The following is a 15,842-nucleotide window of genomic DNA, read 5'->3' as shown; positions in this document are numbered from 1 at the left end:
GCGGGCCGGAACGGCCCTGTTGCCGCGCGGAGGCGCTGCGTAGACTCCCCGGGATCCCCTCCCCCGTCGAAGGACCCTCCGGTGAACCAGACGTACGCGCTGACCGCGGTCACCGCCGTCGTCGTGGTGACGGTGCTGGTCGGCGCGCTGGGGCTGCGGATATCCCGGACCACCTCGGACTTCTACGTGGCCTCGCGCACCGTCGGCCCCCGACTGAACGCGGCGGCGATCGGCGGGGAGTACCTCTCCGCCGCCTCCTTCCTCGGTGTCGCCGGGCTGGTGCTGCTCCAGGGGCCGCGGATGCTCTGGTACCCCGTCGGCTACACGGCCGGGTACCTGGTGCTGCTGGTGCTGGTCGCGGCTCCGCTGCGGCGCTCGGGCGCGTACACGCTGCCGGACTTCGCGGAGGGCCGGCTCCAGTCGCGGGCCGTGCGGCGGATCGCGGTGGTGTTCGTGCTCGGCGTGGGCTGGCTGTACCTGGTGCCGCAGCTCCAGGGGGCGGGGCTGACCCTGACCGTGCTGACCGGGGCCCCGCACTGGGCGGGCGGGATGGTCGTGGCGTCCGTGGTCACGGCGGCCGTCGCCGCGGGCGGGATGCGCAGCATCACCTTCGTCCAGGCCTTCCAGTACTGGCTCAAGCTCTGCGCCCTGCTGGTGCCGGCCTTCTTCCTGCTGGCGGCCTGGGCCGGGGACGGGGCGCCGCGCGCCTCCTTCGACGCCCCGGCCGTCTTCCGGGAGCACACCGCCGTCACCCTCGGGCACGACGTCCGGCTGTCGGTGGACGCGCCGCTCGCCGTGACGGTGACGGGCCGGGTGGACGGGCGCGACCACGCGGGCGCCCCGCTGACCCTGACGCCCGGCCGGCACACGGTGGAGGCGGGCGCCCGGCTGGAGTTCCGGCGCGGGACGGCGGTTCCGGACGCCGCCTCGCCGGCGGGCGCGGCACCGGACGCGCCGGGCCGGCCGCAGCCGCTGTCCGGGGGCGACGGCGAGTACCGGCTGTACGCCACGTACGGGCTGATCCTGGCCACCTTCCTCGGCACGATGGGCCTGCCGCACGTCGCGGTGCGCTTCTACACCAGCCCGGACGGGCGGGCCGCCCGGCGCACCACCCTGGTGGTGCTGGCACTGCTCGGGGTCTTCTACCTGCTGCCCCAGGTGTACGGGGCGCTGGGCCGGATCTACGCGCCCGAGCTCGCGCTGACCGGGGACGCGGACGCGGCGGTGCTGGTGCTGCCGGAGCGGGTGCTGGGCGGGCTGCTCGGGGAGCTGCTGGGGGCGCTGCTGGCCGGCGGCGCCTTCGCGGCGTTCCTGTCGACGGCCTCCGGGCTGACGATGGCGGTGGCGGGGGTGCTGCACCAGGACGTGCTGCCCCGGCGCGGCGTGGGGAGCTTCCGCCTCGCGGTGGTGGTGGCGATGGCGGTGCCGCTGGCGGGCGCGGCGGTGAGCACCCGGGTGCCGGTGGCGGACGCGGTCGGGCTGGCGTTCGCGGTGTCGGCGTCCTCGTTCTGCCCGCTGCTGGTGCTCGGGATCTGGTGGCGGGGTCTGACCCCGCCGGGGGCGGTCGCCGGGCTGCTCACGGGCGGCGGGGCCGCGCTGGGCGCGGTGCTGGTGACGCGGGGCGGGGTCGCGCCGAGGGGGTGGGCGCACGCGCTGCTGGCCTGGCCGGCGGTGTGGTCGGTGCCGCTGGGGTTCCTGACGATGGTGCTGGTGTCGCTGGCGACCCGGTCCCGGGTTCCGGCGGGGACGGCGGCCGCGCTGGCGCGGCTGCACCTGCCCGAGGGCGTGGCCGGGGAACGGGCGGCGGGGGGTGCCCGGTGACGGGTGCGGGGGCGGCGGAGCTGGTGCCGGCGGTGGCGGGGGCAGCGCTGCTGCTGGGGCTGGGGGCGGGCTGGGCCGGGGGCCGGTGGCAGGCGCGGCGCGGGGAGCGGGTGGCGGGGCTGGACCTGGGCACGCCGGTCGAGCGGGCCACCTTCCACACGCTGCACACCGCTTCGCTGGCCGCTCCCCCGCTGCGGGCGGGTCTCACGGAGGACGCCGCGCGCAAGGCGGCGCGGCGGCTGCGGTCGCTGCTCGGGACGGAGGCGCTGTGCCTGACGGACCGGGAGACGGTGCTGGCCTGGGACGGGCCGGGCGCCGACCACCACGAGCGGCGGGCGATGGCCCGGGTGGCGGTGATGCTGGAGTCGGGGCGCAGCCAGAGCCTGCGCACGGAGTGCCAGCGGCCGGGGTGCCCGCTGAAGTGGGCGGTGTTCGCGCCGCTGACCGGTGAGGACGGGGTGCTGGGGGCGCTGGTCGCGTACGGGTCGCGGGAGTCGGCCGTGCTGGTGCGGGCCGCGACGGAGGTGGCGCGCTGGGTCTCCGTACAGCTGGAGCTGTCGGAGCTGGACCGGGCGCGGACCCGGCTGATGGAGGCGGAGATCAAGGCGCTGCGGGCGCAGATCTCCCCGCACTTCATCTTCAACTCCCTCGCGGCGATCGCCTCGTTCGTGCGGACGGATCCGGAGCGGGCGCGGGAGCTGCTGCTGGAGTTCGCCGATTTCACGCGCTACTCCTTCCGCCGGCACGGGGAGTTCACCACGCTGGCCGAGGAGCTGCGGTCGATCGAGCGGTATCTCTCGCTGGCCGGGGCCCGGTTCGGGGACCGGCTGAAGGTGACCTTGCAGGTGGCGCCCGAAGTGCTGCCGGTGGCGCTGCCGTTCCTGTGTCTGCAGCCGCTGGTGGAGAACGCCGTCAAGCACGGGGTGGAGGACTCCACGGAGGAGTGCCGGATCACCATCGCGGCGCGGGACGCGGGCGCGGAGGCGGTGCTGACCATCGAGGACAACGGCGTGGGGATGGATCCGGAGCGGCTGCGGCGGATCCTGGCCGGGGACCGGGCGGGGTCCGCGTCGGGGATCGGGCTGCCCAACGTCGACGAGCGGATGCGCCAGGTGTACGGGGACGCGTACGGGCTCGTCGTGGAGACGGCTGTCGGGGCCGGGATGAAGGTCACCGTCCGGATCCCCAAGTACCGCCCGGGGGTCCACACCTCGGCGCCGGGTCCGGGGCGTCCTGAGCCCCGGCAGGACTGACCCTGCCTTCCCGGGAAACGCCCGTGGCCCCCTTCCCCGCCGGCACGGCGGGGAAGGGGGCCACGGGTACGGGCTCTGTCAGCTCCAGCTGGCGTGCAGCGGCTTGCCCTCGGCGTAGCCGGCGGCGGACTGGATGCCGACGACGGCCTTCTCCTCGAACTCGGCCAGGGAGCCGGCACCGGCGTAGGTGCAGGAGGAGCGGACGCCCGCGATGATCGAGTCGATCAGGTCCTCGACGCCCGGGCGGGCCGGGTCGAGGAACATCCGCGAGGTGGAGATGCCCTCCTCGAACAGCGCCTTGCGGGCGCGGTCGTAGGCCGACTCCTCCGAGGTGCGGTTGCGCACGGCGCGCGCCGAGGCCATGCCGAAGGACTCCTTGTACAGGTGGCCCTCGGCGGACTGCTGGAGGTCGCCCGGGGACTCGTACGTACCGGCGAACCAGGAGCCGATCATGACGTTGGAGGCGCCGGCGGCCAGCGCCATCGCCACGTCGCGCGGGTGACGGACGCCGCCGTCGGCCCAGACGTGCTTGCCGTACTTCTTGGCCTCGGCCGCGCACTCCAGCACCGCGGAGAACTGCGGGCGGCCCACGCCGGTCATCATGCGGGTGGTGCACATGGCGCCGGGGCCCACGCCGACCTTGATGATGTCGGCGCCGGCCTCGATGAGGTCCTTGACGCCGTCGGCGGCGACGATGTTGCCGGCCACGATCGGGACCTGCGGGTCCAGGGCGCGGACGGCCTTGATCGCGTTGATCATCGACTCCTGGTGGCCGTGGGCCGTGTCGATGACGAGGGTGTCCACGCCGGCGTCGAGCAGCTGCTTGGCCTTGCCCACGAAGTCGCCGTTGATGCCGACGGCGGCCGCGATGCGCAGCTTGCCGTTCGCGTCGGTGGCCGGGGTGTAGAGGGTCGCGCGCAGGGCGCCCTTGCGGGTCAGGATGCCGACCAGCTTGCCGTCCCCGTCGACGGCCGGGGCCAGCTTGCGGTGGCCCGCGTCGAGCTGGTTGAAGGCGTCGCGGGGGTCGATGTCGGCGTCGATGAGCAGGAGCTCCTTCGACATGACCTCGGAGAGCTGGGTGAAGCGGTCCACGCCGGTGAGGTCGTGGTCGGTCACCACGCCGACCGGGCGGTTGTCCGCGTCGACGACCACGCCGGCGCCGTGGGCCCGCTTGGGCAGCAGCGACAGCGCGTCGGCGACGGTCTGGGTGGGCGCCAGCGTGATCGGGGTGTCGAGCACGAGGTGGCGGGTCTTGACCCAGGAGATGACGTCGGTGACGACCTCGATCGGGATGTCCTGGGGGATGACGACGATTCCACCCCGGCGGGCGACGGTCTCGGCCATCCGGCGGCCCGCGATGGCGGTCATGTTCGCCACGACGAGGGGAATGGTGGTGCCGGTGCCGTCGGGCGAAGAGAGGTCCACGCCCTGGCGGGAGCCGACCGCGGAGCGGCTCGGCACCATGAACACATCGTCGTACGTCAGGTCGTACGGCGGCTTCAGGTCATTGAGGAAACGCACGTGCTGAACATCCCAGTCGATCGAAGGATCTTTCTACGGCCTCGACGGGGCAGCCAGCCGAGGAAACGCACGTACTTCATTCTCCCACGACCTGGCGTTCATGCCGCCCCGGCCGATCGTCCAGGACATTCCGGGCCGCCTGGTCGTTTCCTACGGGACCTCCGTCCCGCCGGGCGGGCGCGGACCGCCGGACGGAGAGTGGGAGGAGGACGATTCCACCGGTCTGGCGGGAGGAGCCATGGCGAAGACGACGCGGGAAGGCACGCCCCTCGAGCTGGAGGGCGACGGCCTGGAGGTACGGCTCAAGGAGATCGGCGGGGACCTCACCGTGGGGTTCTTCCGCCTTCCCGAGGGCACGGACATGAGCGAGCCCCTCAAGGGGATGCCCGAGGACATGTGCCAGTGCCCGCACTGGGGGTACATCCTCAGGGGCCGCCTCAGGATGCGCACGGCGCAGGGGGACGAGGAGTACGGGGCGGGGGACGCCTACTACTGGTCGCCCGGGCACGTCCCGGTGGCGCTGGAGGACACCGAGTTCGTGGAGTTCTCCCCGACCGCGGAGTTCCGCGAGGTCATCGACCACGTGAAGGGCGGGGCCGGGTAGAGGTCGGGCTGCCGGCGGACCCGGAGTTCCGGGCGGTGTTCGTCTACTACATCGAGTGGGGCACCCGGATGGCCCTGATCTACTCGGGCCCGAACCCGCCGCCGGTGGACGCGGCGAAGGTCCCCGTCTGGTCCTGGGGCCAGACCCCGCCCTGGCAGCCGGAGGCCGCGAAGGCGGAGTGACACCCGGCCGGGGCCGGCCCGGGCCGGCCCCGGCCGGACGCACCACGGCCGGCGCACCGGCACCCCGGCCGATGTCTCAGTGCGGCTCCGGCCCGGCCAGCAGCACCGTCAGCGCGGGAGCGCCGTCCTGCTCCCGCCAGAAGTCCGCCGCCCCCTCCAGGATCTCCCTCAGGATGTCCCAGTCGTCCGGCCGGTCGGCGGCGTAGCCGCGCCACGAGGTCACCGCCAGCAGCCGCCCGGGCGCCTCGGGCAGCCAGGACAGGTCGGCCAGTACGTCGGCCAGCGCGTCCCAGTTCCCGCCGAACCACTCCGGCGCCCCCAGGGCCCGCGCGCAGCGCCGCATCAGCGCCGCCTTGCTCCGCACGCCGTCCAGGTCCAGCCGTACGACGCTCCAGCCGGCCTCCTGCGCGGCGGCCAGGGCGGGCGCGAGCGGCCGCGGGTCGAGGCTCATCGCAGAACCGCCTTGAAGGTCTCGTAGTGGTCGTCCGTGTAGTAGAACTCCCCGCCCCGACCCGTCACGATCCGCCGCGCCCCGCGGCCGCGCTCGCCCGGCGTGCGCACCGTGTACTCGTGGTAGTAGCCGCGCTCGCGCCTCGGCAGGACCTTCTCGAAGTTGCCGAAGACGGTCCCGTCCTGCCGGTGGGCGTACGGGCCGCCCTTGTCGATGAGCGCGAGCACCTCGCGGGCCTGCGGCGGCAGCGCGTCGGCCCGTACGGTCGGCATGCCCTCGGCCCACGCGGGGGCCGCGGCGGTGCTCGCCGCGGACGGGAGCCGCGCCGGGGCGTCCTTGGCACCGCAGCCCGCCAGGGCAGCGGTCAACGCGGCGCACAGGAACAGGACTCCGAGCGCACGCGTCAACGATCGGGGCACGCTCCTGAGGATCATGCCCCGATCGTGCCAAATATCCGATCCGGTGGCGAACAGCCAGGCGGTGTCAGAGTGCGGACATCTTGAAGTAAGGACTCAGGATGCGCTTCTGGACCGATCCGAAGTCGACGAGGACGGCGACCCCCTCCTCCACACCGACGACACGGCCGAGGCCGTGCTCGTCGTGACTGACCCGGTCGCCGACGTCGAACCGCCTCAGGGGCGGCTCAGCGGGGGCCTTGAACGGGCTTGACGGCAAATGACGGCGAGGTACTGCTGACTTGGTCATCAGAACCAGTATGCGCCCCCGGAGCGCCCCGCGGCCCCATGCGCAGGTCTCGATTGCGCACCCTTCGCCCCGGACGCCCCCGCGGCACCGCCCGGAACGCGCCCGTCGGCCGTCGGCGCCGGCCCGGTCCGGGCGTCCCCGTCAGTCGTCGGGGTCGGCCCGGTCCAGGGCCGGCCGCAGCCCGGGCTCGGACTCCGTCAGCAGGTAGTCGGCGACCGCCGTGTCCGTGACGAGGCTGGTCACCAGCCCGGAGCGGAGCACCGCGCCGATGGCGGAGGCCTTGCGCAGCCCGCCCGCGATCGCCACGACCTCGGGGATCCGGCGCAGCCGGTCCGCCTCGACGGTGATGCAGCGCTCGCCCAGGTCCCGTCCGACCCGGCGGCCCTCCTTGTCGAAGAGGTGGGCGGACATCTCGGCTGCGACGCCGAGCGAGGCGTAGTGGGCCCGCTCCTCGTCGGTCAGCATGTCGTGGACGGTCGAGATCCCCGGCTCCCAGGAACCGATGGACACGGCCGCGACGGTCACCTTGTCGAAGTACTCGAAGGCCCGCGCGATCCCGGTCTGGCTGCGCAGCGCGGCCGCGGTCGCCGGGTCGGGGAGCAGCATCGGGGCGTAGATCGGGTGGGCGTCCCCGCCGGAGACCTGCGCGGCCCTGCGTACGGCCTCCACCGAGCCGCGCTCGGCGGTCCCGGCGTCGTACACGCCGGTCAGCTGGACGACGGTGCAGGGGGGCAGCCGGTGCAGGGAGGCGGCCATGTGGATGGTCGACCGCCCCCACGCCAGCCCGAGCACGTCACCCTCGTTGACGAGCTCACCGAGCAGGTCGGCCGCCACCGCGCCGAGGTTCTCCGGGTCCGGGGCGTCCTCGCTCGCGTCGGCGGGCGATTCCACCACGACGGCGTGCCGCAGCCCGTAGCGGGCGCGGAGCGCGTCGGAGCGCTCCGCGTCCAGTTCCGCCGGTACCCGGATCTCGATGCGTACGAGGTCGCGTTCGAGGGCGGTCTCCAGGACCCGGGCCACCTTGAAGCGGCTCACGCCGAACTCCTCGGCGATCTGGATCTTGGACTTGCCCTCCAGGTAGAAGCGGCGCGCCATGGCCGCCGCCTGCACCAGCTCCGCGGGTCCCATCCGCAGGGCTGACCGTCCCGCCGACATTGCAGACACCGCGCTCTCCTCACTGCTGTTCACACTGTCGTGTTCACACTCTCGACTCGCCGTTCATCCTGTCAGATCCAACGGCCATTGATCAGCCTGGACGGCTTCCGTTCACCGAGCCGTCCCCTGGCGCCCGCCTCAGTGGCCGCAGGCCCAGGGCGCGGCGGCGATGGCCGCGCCCGCCTGCTCGCGCAGGGTGCGGACCGCGGCGGCGGGGTCGACCGCCCCGTAGACCGCGCTGCCCGCCACGAACACGTCCGCGCCGGCCTCGGCGACCCGCTCGATCGTCGTGGCCGAGACCCCGCCGTCGACCTGGAGCCAGAGGTCGAGCCCGTGCTTGGCGATCAGCTCCCGGGTCCGGCGGACCTTGGGGAGCATGATGTCGAGGAAGGACTGGCCGCCGAAGCCGGGCTCGACCGTCATGATCAGCACCATGTCGAGCTCGGGGAGGATGTCCTCGTACTGCTCGATCGGGGTGCCGGGCTTGAGCGCCATGGCCGCCCGTGCGCCCTTGGCCCGGATCTCCCGCGCGAGGCGCACGGGGGCCGCGGCGGCCTCGGCGTGGAAGGTGACCGAGCCGGCCCCGGCCTCCACGTACTGCGGCGCCCAGCGGTCCGGGTCCTCGATCATCAGGTGCAGGTCCAGCGGGATGTCCGTGGCCCGGCTGAGGGATTCGACGATCGGCACGCCGAGGGTCAGGTTCGGGACGAAATGGTTGTCCATGACGTCGACGTGCAGCCAGTCGGCCCCCTCGACGGCCCTGGCCTCCTCGGCGAGACGGGCGAAGTCGGCGGACAGGATGCTGGGATTGATCTGAACGGCCATGCCCCAAGCCTGCCATGCCCCCGGGCACTTCCGGCCACGGCCCCGGAACTCGCCGTTGTCGTAGCACAGCTTAATTGATCAAGCCACCGATACTCGCTTGTCCTTCGCCGTGGTCGCGGCCAGCGTTACGTACATGACAACCGCCCCCGCCACCGGTACCCCCACCGTTCCACCCGCCGACGACGGCCCCTGGCGCAATCCCGATTTCCGCGCCCTGTTCGGCGCCGCGGCCCTGAGCCAGTTCGCCGCCAACACCGGATACATCGCCGTCCCGCTGCTCGCCCTGACCGCCCTCGACGCGAGCCCCGCCCAGGTCGGCGCCCTCGCGGCCCTGTCCACCGCCGCCTTCCTGCTCATCGGCCTCCCGGCCGGCGCCTGGGTGGACCGCCTGCGCACCCGCCGGGTCCTGATCACCGCCGACCTCGCCCGGGCCGGGCTCGTCGCCTCGCTCCCGCTCGCCTGGTGGCTGGACGTGCTCACCCTGCCCCAGCTGTACGCCGTCGTGCTCCTCACCGGCTGCGCCACCGTGTTCGGCGAGGTCGGCTCCCAGAGCGCCCTGCCCCAGCTCGTCGGCCGGGGCGGCCTGGTCCGCGCGAACGCCGCCCTGGCGACCCTGATGGCCGTCGCGAACATCGCGGGCCGGGGCGCGGGCGGCGCCCTGATCGCCTTGCTGACCGCCCCCGTCGCGCTGGCCTGCGCGGCCCTCGGGCACCTCGGCTCCGGCCTGCGGATGCTGAGCCTCCGTCCGGTCCCCAAGCCGCCCGCCGCCGCGCGGATCCCGCTGCGCGCCCAGATCTCCGAGGGGCTGAGGCACGTACTGGGCCACCCCGAGCTCCGCGCCCTGGCACTGACGGCCAGTCTGAACAACCTGGGCGGCTCCATGATCAACGCCATGCTGCCGGTGCTCTTCGTGGCCGAGCTCGGCCTCTCCGCCGGGGCGCTCGGCCTGTTCTGGGCCGCGGGCGGGGCCGGGCTGCTGTGCGGCGCCCGCCTGGCCCGGCCCTTCGCGGCCCGGGCGGGCTACGGCCCCGCCCTGACCCTGAGCCTGACACCGGCGGCCCTGCTGGTTCCGATGGCGGACCGCGGGCCGTGGCTGTGGGTGGCCGGGGCGGGCTGGCTCGTGTCCACCGTGACGATCGGCAGCGGCAACGTCCTCGGCGTCAGCCTCCGCCAGCACCTGACCCCGGACCCGCTCCTCGGCCGCATGAACGCCACCTTCCGGTTCATGCTGACCGGCGCCATCGCCCTCGGCTCGGCCGCCTCCGGTCTCCTCGCGGAGCTCGCCGGCCTGCGCACCACCCTCTGGGCCGGCGCGGCCCTCCTGGCGCTCTCCTTCGTACCGACGCTGCTGTCGCCGATCCGCGGCCGGCGCTCCGTGGAAGGCTGACCGCCGCCGCCCGGGAGCTCAGGCCGTCCGGCGCAGCAGGGCCAGGTACATGGCGTCCGTACCGTGCAGGTGCGGCCACAGCTGGACGTCCGGGCCGTCGCCCAGCGCCGGTACGCCCTCCATGTACGGACGGGCGTCGATCAGTTCGGCCGCCACCGGCTGCGCCCCGGCGCCCCGGCCCTTGAGGACGTCGTCCACGACCACCCGCGTCTCCGCCAGGTGCGGGGAGCAGGTCGCGTAGCCCACGACACCGCCCACGCGCACGGCGGACAGGGCCTCGCGCAGCAGGGCCCGCTGGAGCGGCGCGAAGCCCTCCAGGTCCTCCGGGCGACGCCGCCAGCGGGCCTCCGGACGGCGCCGCAGCGCCCCCAGGCCCGAACAGGGGACGTCCATCAGGACCCGGTCGAAGGAGCCCGGCAGCCACGGCGGCCGGGTGCCGTCGGCCGCGATGACCTGGTACGGACCCGGGTTCCCGGACAGGGCCCGCTCGACCAGGCGCGCCCGGTGCGGCTGCTTCTCGGAGGCCAGCAGGAACGCCCCGCGCCGCGCCGCCAGCGCGCCCAGCAGCGCCGCCTTGCCGCCCGGACCCGCGCAGCCGTCCAGCCACCGCTCGTCACGGCCCTCGACCGGGACCGCCGCCAGGGCCATGGCCACCAGCTGGCTGCCCTCGTCCTGCACACCGGCGCGTCCCTCGCGCACCGCCTCCAGCGCGCCGGGCTCGCCGCCCTCGGCCATCCGGACGGCGTACGGGGACCAGCGCCCCGGCAGCGCCGAGTCCTCGCCGACCGCCTCCAGCAGCTCCTGCGGCGTGGACCGGCCGGGGCGTGCCACCAGCGTCACCTCGGGCCGCTCGTTGTCGGCCTCCAGCAGGTCCTCGATCCCGGCGCGGCCACCGCCCAGCGCGTCCCACAGGGCGCTGACCACCCAGCGGGGGTGGGAGTGGTAGACCGCCAGGTGCTCCTCGGCGTCCTCCTCGTACGGCGGCGCGACCCGCTCCAGCCAGCCCTCCAGGTCATGGGCGGCGATCTTGCGCAGCACGGCGTTGACGAACTTCGCCCGCCCGTCGCCGAGCACCACGCGGGCCAGCTCCACGCTGGCGGAGACCGCCGCGTGGGTGGGGATGCGGGTCCCCAGCAGCTGGTGCGCGCCGAGCGAGAGCACGTCCAGGACCGGCGGGTCCACCTCGCGCAGCGGCCGGTCCACGCAGGCGGCGATGACCGCGTCGTACGTGCCCTGCCGGCGCAGGGTCCCGTAGACCAGCTCGGTCGCCAGGGCCGCGTCGCGCGCCTGGAACCGCTCGTCCTGCCGGGCCTTCTTCAGCAGCGGGGGCAGGACCAGGTTCGCGTACGCGTCGCGCTCGTCCACCGCCCGCAGCGCCTCGAAGGCCAGCATCCGGACGGGGTCCTTCTGCGGCCGGCGGTAGGGCTTGGCCTGCTTGCCGGCGCCCGTCTTGGGCGCGGGACGACGACGGGGCTGTTCGCTCACGTGAAAGGTGCTCCGGGGTTACGAGGTGCGGTTGCGAAGGGGAGGCTCGGGATCAGCCTACGACGGGCGCGCCCAGGCGCTCGCCGGGGGCGATGCGCACCCCGCGGGCCCAGTCGGCGCCCTTCATCGGCTTCTTGCCCTGCGGCTGCACCCAGAGCAGCTCGACGGCGTGCGAGCCGGTGCCCACGTGGACGTTGTTCTTGGCCGGGGCCAACACGCCGGGGGCGAGGTCGGTGCGCTCGGGGACGAGCCCGAGGGAGATCAGCTTGAGGCGCTCGCCGCGGAAGACGGTCCAGGCCCCCGGGGCGGGGGTGCAGCCGCGCACCACGCGGTCGGCGCGCAGCGCGGGCGCGTTCCAGTCGACCCGGGCGTCCTCGACGGTGATCTTCGGCGCGAGGGAGACTCCCTCCGCGGGCTGCTCCATTGCGCGCAGGCTGCCGTCCTCGATCCCGTCCATGGTCGCGGACAGCAGTCCGGACCCGGCGAAGGCGAGGCGGGTCAGCAGGTCGCCGCTGGTGTCGGTCGGGCGGATCTCCTCGGTGAGGACCCCGAAGACCGGACCGGTGTCGAGGCCCTCCTCGATGCGGAAGGTGGAGGCACCGGTGACCTGGTCCCCCGCCATGATCGAGTGCTGGACGGGAGCCGCCCCGCGCCAGCTCGGCAGCAGCGAGAAGTGCAGGTTGACCCAGCCGTGGCGGGGGATGTCGAGCGCGCTCTTGGGGATCAGCGCCCCGTACGCGACGACCGGGCAGCAGTCCGGGGCGATCTCCCGCAGCCGGGCCTGGAACTCCTCGTCGCGGGGCCGGACCGGCTTGAGGACCTCGATGCCGGCCTCCTCGGCGCGCTCGGCCACGGGGCTGGCGACCAGGCGCCGCCCGCGCCCGGCGGGGGCGTCGGGCCGGGTGACGACGGCAGCGACCTCGTGGCGCCCGGAGGCGATCAGGGCGTCCAGGGCGGGTACGGCGACCTCGGGGGTGCCTGCGAAGACGAGCTTCACTGGGTCCTACCTCGCTATCTCGGCTGTCAGCAGCACACCAGTCTATGGGACGCCCACCCGGGCCCACCTGCGGTATCGGGGGGCGTACGCACACACACGCGCCCCTCGCATATGCCGACACGCCCCCAGTGCGTGACCTGGGCGCCCGCTGACGCGTTGGTCAAGAGAGATTGACCGAAACGGGCCGCGATCAAGAACGGTGTCTGCGGCCCGATCCGCTCTCCAGCACCGGTTCGAGAGGCTTCTCCATGGCCGACCACGCCACCCATGACGCCCAAGCACGGGCCAGCCTGCACCTCCTGGTGCGGGACATCGAGCGGGTTCGCCGGCAGGTGGACGCACTGCGGACGCTCACGGCCCAGCTCGGGAACGTGTACCGTCCGCGCCGCTCCGGGCCCTCCACGGGCTTCGTCGTCTACGGCAGGGCCCCCGCCCCCACCGTCCGGCTCGCGCAGGAGCTGAGGGACAGCGTCGAGACGCTGGTCACCGCCGCGGTGGACTTCGACCGCTCCCTCGGCTTCTCCTGGGACGCCGTCGGCTCGGCGCTCGGCGTCACCAAGCAGGCCGTGCACCGCCGCTACGGCGCACGCCGCGCGCAGGCCGCCGAGGCCGCGGAGCCGCTGTCCGAGGGCACCACGACCCGCACCCTGGGACCGGTCCCCACCATCCCGGCGGCGCGCTCGGTCCCCCCGCAACCCGTGCGCGAGGATGCGCAGGCCGGCGCCACGGCCGTACCGGCGGGCCGCACCTCGGCCTTCCCCGGCCCCCGCAACGGCTGACCGCCGCCCGCCTCCGCCGGGACGCCGACCCCCGACGGCCGGGCGCGGCGCGGTACCCACCCCCGGCGGGGCGGCCCAGTGGCCGCCCCGCCGGGGTTTCGCACGTCCGGGCCCGACCGGTGCCCGCGCCCTCCCGCTCCGGGCCACCGGACCCGGCGCGTGCGCCGGGTCAGCCGATGTCCGGGGGGTCGATCCGGACCCGGACCGCCTCCCCCGCCGGAACCCCCCGCGCCAGCCGGGCGGCCTGCGCCTCCTTCAGCGCCCGGGCCAGCGCGGCCCCGCTCCCCGGCGGGACCCGCACCAGTGCCCGTTCCCCCGGGGAGGGCTCGCCGCGCCGCCCGGGCAGCGGTACGGGCCCCAGGACCTCCGCGTCCGCCGGCAGGTCGGCGGCTTCGAGGAAGGCCTCCAGCGCGTCCGCCCGGCCGGCCACCGCGGCCATCCGGGACACCGGCGGGAAGCCCAGCTGGGCCCGCTCGGCCAGTTCCCGCACGGCGTGCCCGACCGGGTCCCAGCGCACCAGGGCCTGCACGGGCCGCAGCGTCGGCTCGGCGACCACCACCACCTGCCCGTCGCCGCGGACCAGCGAGGCGGCGGCGATCCAGCGGCGCAGGGCGTCCTCCCCGGCGCGCAGGTCGGGCCTGCCGAGCATCGCCCAGCCGTCCAGCAGCAGCGCGGCCGCGTAGCCGGCGCCCACCGCGACCGGCTCGGCGCCCGGGGTGCACACCACCAGTGCGGGGCGGTCGGGCACCTCGTCCAGCACGTGGTCGCGCCCGGAGGTCCGTACGGGAACGGCGGGGAAGGCGCGGCCCAGCTCCTCGGCGGTCCGCCGCGCGCCCACCACCTGGGCCCGCAGCCGGAAGGAGCCGCACTCCTCGCAGTGCCAGGCGCTCTCGGCCCGCCCGCACCAGCCGCAGTGCAGCTCCCGCTCGTCGGGGGCCTCCAGCGGCCCGGCGCACACCGTGCAGCGGGCGGGCGTCCGGCAGCGCTCGCAGGCCAGCCGGGGCACGTACCCGCGCCGCGGCACCTGGACCAGTACGGGCCCGCTCTTCAGGCCCTCCCGTACGGTCTCCCAGGCCAGGCTGGGCAGCCGGGCGGCGCGGGCCGCCCCGTCCCGGGCCAGCAGCTCGTCGCCGACGGTCCGGATGCGGGGCGCGACGGCCCGTACGGTCTCGCGGTCCGCGACGAGCGGCCGGGCCCAGCCGGACTCCACCAGCTGGGCGGCCTCGACGGTACAGCTGGTGCTCCCGGCCAGGAAGCCGCAGCCGTCGCTGACCGCGCGGAGCTCCAGCACCTCCCGCACGTGCGGGAAGGGGGCGTGGTCGTCGCTGTGGCTGGAGTCGCCGTCGTCCCAGACCGCGACCAGCCCGAGGTCGCGTACGGGGGCGAACATCGCCGCCCGGGTGCCGACGACGGCGCGGACGGAACCCCGGCTCACCGCGAGCCACTGCCCGTAGCGCTTCTCGGGGCCGGACTCGGCGGTCAGCAGCGCGTGCCTCCCCTCGCCCAGCAGGGCGGTGAGGGCGGTGTCGACCCGGGCGGCGGTGCGCCCGTCGGGCACCACCGCGAGGGCACCGCGCCCGGAGGCGAGGGTGGCCGCCATGGCCCGGGCGAGCTCGTCGGCCCAGCCGGGACCGGGCAGCGCCGTCCACACCGCGCGGGGGGTGCCTCCGGAGGCCAGGGCCCGCAGGAAGGCGGGCCCGGCGCCGTAGCGGGTCCAGCCGCCGGGCTCGGGAGCGGAGGGCGGGGGCAGCGGTGCGGGCGAGGGCCTGGCCTCGGCCCGGGCGCTGCGCGGGGGCAGGGCCAGCTGGAGCACGTCGGCCAGGCTTCCGGCGTACCGGTCGGCGACGGCCCGGGCGAGGGCCAGCATGCCCGGGCCGAGGACCACCTCGGGCGAGACCACCTGGGCGAGGGCGGCCAGGGCCCCTTCGTAGTCGGACTCGGCACGCCGTTCCACGATGAAGCCGTCGATGAGCCCGCCGCCCTCGCGGCGGCCGCCGTGCACCCGGTGTCCGCCCGCGCCGAAGCGGACCCGGACGCGCACGCCGGGCTGGGCGGCCTCCGACAGCTCGGCGGGCACGGCGTAGTCGAAGAGCCGGTCGAGGTGGAGGACGCCCTTGTTCACGAGGACCCGGGCGACGGGCAGCTCCTCGGCCACGGCGGCCCCCCGCCAGGTGCGCGGCTTCGCCTTGGGCGCCTTGGCCTTCGCCTCGGCGACCATTTCCCGGATCAGGGCGAGCTGTTCCGGCTGGGACTCGTTCGCGCTGCTCACACAGGCATTTCTAGCAAACCCCACTGACATCGAACGGCCCCGGACCACGAGGGTCCGGGGCCGTTCGTCGGGCGGCTGCGCCGCTTACAGGCCGGCGGCGGCGCGCAGGGCGTCGACGCGGTCGGTGCGCTCCCAGGTGAAGTCGGGGAGCTCGCGGCCGAAGTGGCCGTAGGCGGCCGTCTGGGCGTAGATGGGGCGCAGCAGGTCGAGGTCGCGGATGATCGCGGCGGGGCGGAGGTCGAAGACCTCGGCGATGGCGTCCTCGATCTTCTGGACGTCGACCTTGGCGGTGCCGAAGGTCTCGACGAAGAGGCCGACGGGCTCGGCCTTGCCGATCGCGTAGGCGACCTGGACCTCGCAGCGCGCGGCCAGACCGGCGGCGACCACGTTCTTCGCGACCCAGCGCAT

At 75.0% G+C, this 15,842-nt stretch carries 16 protein-coding genes; 6 read left to right on the top strand and 10 right to left on the bottom strand.

Annotated elements, in window-relative coordinates; translation table 11 throughout:
• The first annotated feature begins 81 nt into the window (after positions 1 to 81).
• Both ACZ51S_RS30535 and ACZ51S_RS30530 read left to right on the top strand, forming a co-directional pair.
• Entirely contained in the window at positions 82 to 1,821 is a 1,740-nt protein-coding gene (locus ACZ51S_RS30535; RefSeq protein ID WP_468803787.1) for a sodium/solute symporter, read from the top strand.
• The gene (locus ACZ51S_RS30530; RefSeq protein WP_468477015.1) at positions 1,818 to 3,074 is read left to right on the top strand and encodes a sensor histidine kinase; all 1,257 of its coding nucleotides are present in this window, start codon (positions 1,818 to 1,820) and stop codon (positions 3,072 to 3,074) included. The genes ACZ51S_RS30535 and ACZ51S_RS30530 overlap by 4 nt, the downstream gene beginning before the upstream one ends.
• Positions 3,075 to 3,152: 78 nt before the next feature.
• Here ACZ51S_RS30530 and ACZ51S_RS30525 read toward each other — a convergent pair whose 3' ends face one another.
• Positions 3,153 to 4,595, bottom strand: coding sequence for a GuaB1 family IMP dehydrogenase-related protein (locus ACZ51S_RS30525; protein WP_468477016.1), 1,443 nt, complete (start codon positions 4,593 to 4,595; stop codon positions 3,153 to 3,155).
• 238 nt (positions 4,596 to 4,833) lie between these two features.
• Here ACZ51S_RS30525 and ACZ51S_RS30520 point away from each other — a divergent pair, with 238 nt between their 5' ends.
• On the top strand, positions 4,834 to 5,199 hold the full coding sequence (locus ACZ51S_RS30520) for a cupin domain-containing protein (protein WP_468962590.1): 366 nt from the start codon (positions 4,834 to 4,836) through the stop codon (positions 5,197 to 5,199).
• 35 nt (positions 5,200 to 5,234) lie between these two features.
• The gene (locus ACZ51S_RS30515) at positions 5,235 to 5,381 is read left to right on the top strand and encodes a hypothetical protein (protein WP_468477018.1); all 147 of its coding nucleotides are present in this window, start codon (positions 5,235 to 5,237) and stop codon (positions 5,379 to 5,381) included.
• A 76-nt stretch (positions 5,382 to 5,457) separates the two neighbouring features.
• Here ACZ51S_RS30515 and ACZ51S_RS30510 read toward each other — a convergent pair whose 3' ends face one another.
• The 5 genes from ACZ51S_RS30510 to rpe form a co-directional block, all read right to left on the bottom strand.
• On the bottom strand, positions 5,458 to 5,832 hold the full coding sequence (locus ACZ51S_RS30510; protein WP_468888317.1) for a barstar family protein: 375 nt from the start codon (positions 5,830 to 5,832) through the stop codon (positions 5,458 to 5,460).
• Complete coding sequence (locus ACZ51S_RS30505; protein ID WP_468803789.1) at positions 5,829 to 6,266, bottom strand: guanyl-specific ribonuclease; 438 nt, start codon at positions 6,264 to 6,266, stop codon at positions 5,829 to 5,831. Before ACZ51S_RS30505 ends, ACZ51S_RS30510 begins: the two co-directional genes overlap by 4 nt.
• Before the next feature lie 49 nt (positions 6,267 to 6,315).
• Complete coding sequence (locus ACZ51S_RS30500; protein WP_388943635.1) at positions 6,316 to 6,537, bottom strand: hypothetical protein; 222 nt, start codon at positions 6,535 to 6,537, stop codon at positions 6,316 to 6,318.
• A gap of 141 nt (positions 6,538 to 6,678) precedes the next feature.
• Positions 6,679 to 7,692 carry a sugar-binding transcriptional regulator gene (locus tag ACZ51S_RS30495; RefSeq protein WP_042800630.1) on the bottom strand — a complete coding sequence of 338 codons (1,014 nt, stop codon included), beginning with the start codon at positions 7,690 to 7,692 and terminating at the stop codon, positions 6,679 to 6,681.
• 138 nt (positions 7,693 to 7,830) lie between these two features.
• Positions 7,831 to 8,517 (bottom strand): ribulose-phosphate 3-epimerase, encoded by a 687-nt coding sequence (rpe, locus tag ACZ51S_RS30490; protein WP_468477020.1) that lies wholly within the window; start codon positions 8,515 to 8,517, stop codon positions 7,831 to 7,833.
• Positions 8,518 to 8,650: 133 nt separating this feature from the next.
• On the opposite strand from rpe, the gene ACZ51S_RS30485 reads away from it, so the two are divergent.
• On the top strand, positions 8,651 to 9,904 hold the full coding sequence (locus tag ACZ51S_RS30485) for an MFS transporter (RefSeq protein ID WP_468477021.1): 1,254 nt from the start codon (positions 8,651 to 8,653) through the stop codon (positions 9,902 to 9,904).
• 18 nt (positions 9,905 to 9,922) lie between these two features.
• Here ACZ51S_RS30485 and ACZ51S_RS30480 read toward each other — a convergent pair whose 3' ends face one another.
• Positions 9,923 to 11,389 carry an RsmB/NOP family class I SAM-dependent RNA methyltransferase gene (locus ACZ51S_RS30480; protein ID WP_468477022.1) on the bottom strand — a complete coding sequence of 489 codons (1,467 nt, stop codon included), beginning with the start codon at positions 11,387 to 11,389 and terminating at the stop codon, positions 9,923 to 9,925.
• A 52-nt stretch (positions 11,390 to 11,441) separates the two neighbouring features.
• On the bottom strand, positions 11,442 to 12,386 hold the full coding sequence (fmt, locus tag ACZ51S_RS30475; RefSeq protein WP_388943623.1) for a methionyl-tRNA formyltransferase: 945 nt from the start codon (positions 12,384 to 12,386) through the stop codon (positions 11,442 to 11,444).
• 248 nt (positions 12,387 to 12,634) lie between these two features.
• Between fmt and ACZ51S_RS30470 the strand changes: the two genes are divergently transcribed.
• A complete protein-coding gene (locus ACZ51S_RS30470) occupies positions 12,635 to 13,165 on the top strand; it encodes a hypothetical protein (protein WP_388943620.1) in 531 nt (176 codons plus the stop codon).
• Positions 13,166 to 13,334: 169 nt separating this feature from the next.
• Here the strand turns inward: ACZ51S_RS30470 and ACZ51S_RS30465 are convergent, their stop codons facing one another.
• On the bottom strand, positions 13,335 to 15,464 hold the full coding sequence (locus ACZ51S_RS30465) for a primosomal protein N' (protein WP_468962588.1): 2,130 nt from the start codon (positions 15,462 to 15,464) through the stop codon (positions 13,335 to 13,337).
• Positions 15,465 to 15,518: 54 nt separating this feature from the next.
• Positions 15,519 to 15,842: methionine adenosyltransferase domain-containing protein (locus ACZ51S_RS30460; RefSeq protein WP_468962586.1), on the bottom strand; the 324-nt coding region annotated here is incomplete at its 5' end.

It is taken from the genome of Streptomyces sp. NPDC034043 (assembly GCF_055575675.1).
Note: the sequence above shows the minus strand (reverse complement) of the source record. Positions and strands in the feature narration are given on the sequence as shown.

What these genes read in the sequence shown, in the direction of transcription:
- ACZ51S_RS30520 (WP_468962590.1), top strand. Translation starts at nt 4,834, where the DNA reads ATGGCGAAGACGACGCGGGAAGGCACGCCCCTCGAGCTGGAGGGCGAC.
- ACZ51S_RS30510 (WP_468888317.1), bottom strand. Translation starts at nt 5,832, where the DNA reads ATGAGCCTCGACCCGCGGCCGCTCGCGCCCGCCCTGGCCGCCGCGCAG.
- ACZ51S_RS30505 (WP_468803789.1), bottom strand. Translation starts at nt 6,266, where the DNA reads ATGATCCTCAGGAGCGTGCCCCGATCGTTGACGCGTGCGCTCGGAGTC.
- ACZ51S_RS30500 (WP_388943635.1), bottom strand. Translation starts at nt 6,537, where the DNA reads ATGACCAAGTCAGCAGTACCTCGCCGTCATTTGCCGTCAAGCCCGTTC.
- ACZ51S_RS30495 (WP_042800630.1), bottom strand. Translation starts at nt 7,692, where the DNA reads ATGTCGGCGGGACGGTCAGCCCTGCGGATGGGACCCGCGGAGCTGGTG.
- rpe (WP_468477020.1), bottom strand. Translation starts at nt 8,517, where the DNA reads ATGGCCGTTCAGATCAATCCCAGCATCCTGTCCGCCGACTTCGCCCGT.
- ACZ51S_RS30485 (WP_468477021.1), top strand. Translation starts at nt 8,651, where the DNA reads ATGACAACCGCCCCCGCCACCGGTACCCCCACCGTTCCACCCGCCGAC.
- ACZ51S_RS30470 (WP_388943620.1), top strand. Translation starts at nt 12,635, where the DNA reads ATGGCCGACCACGCCACCCATGACGCCCAAGCACGGGCCAGCCTGCAC.
- ACZ51S_RS30465 (WP_468962588.1), bottom strand. Translation starts at nt 15,464, where the DNA reads ATGTCAGTGGGGTTTGCTAGAAATGCCTGTGTGAGCAGCGCGAACGAG.